Raw genomic sequence first — 3167 nt, forward strand, 5'->3', positions numbered from 1 at the left:
GCGCCGGCCCGGCGCGGCGGGCCGAGCGGCGCCGGCCGCAGGTGGTCTCCTGCCGGATCTGCGGCGCCACGCTGCTCGCCGGGGCGGACCGCAAACTGGGCCGCTGCCCGACCTGCCCGTCCGACATCGACGAGGAGCTGTACGAGCGGCTGCGCGAGTGGCGGCAGCGGGTGGCGGGCGCGCAGAAGGTGCCGGCGTACGTGGTCTTCACCGACGCCACGCTCACCGCGCTGGCCGAGCGGAAGCCCGGCCGCACCGAGGAACTGGTGGCGATCGCCGGGATCGGGCCCCGAAAAGTCGGGCTATACGGGGATACGGTGCTCGCCCTGGTGGCCGGCGCGACGGTGGACGACGTCTGCCCACAGAAAACTTCTGAAAACTAGCCGTAAATCGTTTGCCCTCCCCCGAGGGCGAGGAATAGCCTCATGACACACCTCGCGAGCGGCGCCGTTCTGGCTGCTCAAGAGGGATGAGTCCACGGTCGGCACGAGGAGAGTAGGGAGGTGGCACCAGTGAAGATCTTCAACTATGAGCGTCTCGCGGCGATGCCGTCTGCCGTCGCTCCGCTGTCGGCCGTCCGGGTGGCCCTCGCCGCTCGACCGTCGGCTCCGCAGGTGCACCAGGTCCAGGTTCAGGCCGAGCTGAACCTGACCGTTGCGCCGATCGCCGGAGTCGAGGGGACCAGTGGCTTCGCGGGCAAGGGCATCGATGGCGCCAAGAAGCGCACGGATGTCCGCGGTGTTCCACCTCGAGGTAGACCGGTCTGATCCATCAGACCACCGGCTCACCTCGAGGCCGCGGAACCCGCATACCGGGATCCGCGGCCTCAGTTTTTTGTCCCGCCGAAGTACGTCGGAATGCGATCCACGAGATCGAAGTGAGAGAGAGGTGACCGGAGGATGAGTCTGGCGTTGGCCCCCCTCGACGTGAGCGTCGACGTGGAGGCGAACCTGCCCTGCCGGAAGTTCGACCCCGACCTGTGGTTCTCCGACTCGCCCGCCGAGCTCGAGCTGGCCAAGTCGCTCTGCGGGGACTGCCCGCTGCGCGTCGAGTGCCTGGCCGGGGCGGTGGAGCGAGCCGAGCCCTGGGGCGTCTGGGGCGGCGAGATCTTCGAGCGTGGCGCGGTCGTCCCGCGCAAGCGGCCCCGTGGCCGTCCGCGCAAGGAGGACCTCGCCCGTGACGCGCAGCTCCGGGTCGAGGCGGAGGCGCGACTGGCGGCCAGCGGGCTGTCCGAGTCGCGGAACTCCGTCCGGCTGGCAGCCTGACACACCTACGTTCCGAAACCGACCGATGCCGGTGTCCCTCCACCGGCCGACCTGAAAGAGAAACCCTGATGCTGAACCTGCCGAACGGATTCGAGATGCAACTACTCCACGAAGCGTTGTCCAGGGCTCGAATGCGCCGGCCTCAGGCCGGTCGCACCACCACGAGCACTGAGGCAACCCGTTCCGCCCGTACCGTCGCCATGCGGGGTCGCAGCCAGTCGGCCCGCGACCTGGGCGTTCTGTAGAACGATCGTGAGGAAGGGGCGGTGACCTAGTCGGTCACCGCCCCTTCGCCGTGCTCGTGGCCGGCCCGCTCGCCGGCCGGCCTGCGCTCAGGCCACCGGCGCGAAGCCCGGCAGCCAGCGTTCCAGGATCGACCGGTAGGACGCCTTCGCCTCCAACTGGCAGAGCACCCCGATCGACCCCAGCGTGACCCGGTGGATCATCAGGTACGACGGCGGCAGGTTGAGCTGCCGGCTGAGCTGGTAGGCGGGGGAGCGCGGGCTGGCCAGCCGGGTCGCCTCGGCGCGCAGCCACGCCCGGGTGAAACGGAACTCGTCGGCGGCGATCGGCTCCAGCATCGGACGCAGGAAGTCGAGCACGGCCGGGGCGTCGATCGACTCGGTACGGCTGACGAAGCCCTCGGCGCGCAGCCCCTCCACCACACCGTCGGCGTCCTCGCGCAGCGCCAGCGCCGCGATCCGGCCGATCGGCTCGGGCGTGCCCTGCGGCATCCGGGCCACCGCCCCGAAGTCGATCACGCCGAGCCGGCCGTCCGGGAGCAGCCGGAAGTTGCCCGGGTGCGGGTCGGCGTGCAGCAGACCGGCTCGCTCCGGCGCCGACAGGTGCAGTTCGGCCATCAGCCGGCCGGCCTCGTTCCGCTGCTCCTCGGTGCCCTCCCGGATGATCTGCGACAGCGGGATGCCCTCCACCCACTCGGTGATCAGCACCCGCGGCGCGGCGTCGAGCACCTCCGGGATGAAGATGTCCGGGTCGTCGGCGTACGCGGCCGCGAACGCCCGCTGCGACTCCGCCTCCAGCTCGTAGTCCAGCTCCTCGGTGATGCGCTCGCGCAGCTCGGCCAGCAGCGGCTTCACGTCCAGCCCCGGCTGGATGGCCCGGAACATGCCGCCGAGCCGGGAGAGCTGCTTGAGGTCGGCGAGCAGGGCGTCACCGGCACCCGGGTACTGGATCTTCACGGCCACGTCCCGGTGCCGGGGACCCCCCTCCGCTTCGTACCCCGGGTCGCGCCAGACCGCCCGGTGCACCTGGCCGATGCTGGCCGCGGCGGCCGGCGTGTCGTCGAACTCGACGAACCGGTCGCGCCAGTCCGGGCCGAGCTGCTCGGCGAGCACCTTGTGCACAGTCGCCGCCGGCAGCGGCGGCGCGGCCTCCTGGAGCTTGGTGAGCGCCTGCCGGTAGGGCGCGGCGACCTCCTCGGGCAACGCCGCCTCGAACACCGACAGGGCCTGGCCGAACTTCATCGCCCCGCCCTTGAGCTGCCCGAGCACGCTGAACAACTGCTCGGCGGTGCGCTGCTGGATCTCGGCGGAGATGACGTCGGACGCGAGGCCGGTCACCCGCTTGCCCATGCCGAGGACGGTTCGACCGGCGAACCCGAGCGGCAGAGCGGCGAGTTTGGCGGTGCGGGACACGGCCCGGCGCGGGATGTCGGTCACCCGGCCATTGTTACCGACGCGGGGCCTCCGCTGCTGCCGTGCGGCGGGTAGTGGCCGGGGCCGACCGGATCGGGCGACGCCGGCAGCAACCGCAGGAGGGGTGCGGCGGCCACCGTCGGTAGCGGACCCGGCCCGGCCCGCGGATCTCCACCGCGCCGCCGAGCGTCTCCGGCTGGGCGCCGTCGAGCTGCGCCAGCACCTCGGCCGTCGCGAAGGCCGCCGC

The 3167-nt window shown here is 71.8% G+C and carries 4 protein-coding genes and 1 pseudogene; 3 read left to right on the top strand and 2 right to left on the bottom strand.

Going from position 1 to position 3167, the window contains the following annotated elements:
• The 3 genes from AC2CHG_RS30840 to AC2CHG_RS30850 all read left to right on the top strand — a co-directional run.
• A partial coding sequence (locus AC2CHG_RS30840; protein WP_484526146.1) for an HRDC domain-containing protein occupies window positions 1-383 on the top strand: 383 nt, incomplete at its 5' end.
• A 129-nt stretch (window positions 384-512) separates the two neighbouring features.
• On the top strand, window positions 513-767 hold the full coding sequence (locus AC2CHG_RS30845; protein ID WP_082931090.1) for a hypothetical protein: 255 nt from the start codon (window positions 513-515) through the stop codon (window positions 765-767).
• A gap of 132 nt (window positions 768-899) precedes the next feature.
• Window positions 900-1265, top strand: coding sequence for a WhiB family transcriptional regulator (locus tag AC2CHG_RS30850; protein ID WP_194800474.1), 366 nt, complete (start codon window positions 900-902; stop codon window positions 1263-1265).
• A gap of 332 nt (window positions 1266-1597) precedes the next feature.
• On the opposite strand, the gene AC2CHG_RS30855 is transcribed toward AC2CHG_RS30850, so the two are convergent.
• Together AC2CHG_RS30855 and AC2CHG_RS30860 are read right to left on the bottom strand one after the other, a co-directional pair.
• The gene (locus AC2CHG_RS30855) at window positions 1598-2944 is read right to left on the bottom strand and encodes an ABC1 kinase family protein (protein WP_135241920.1); all 1347 of its coding nucleotides are present in this window, start codon (window positions 2942-2944) and stop codon (window positions 1598-1600) included.
• A 10-nt stretch (window positions 2945-2954) separates the two neighbouring features.
• A pseudogene (locus tag AC2CHG_RS30860) lies at window positions 2955-3167 on the bottom strand (hypothetical protein); the annotation flags it as partial.

The sequence above is a fragment of the Micromonospora sp. ATLC20 genome (assembly GCF_057196585.1).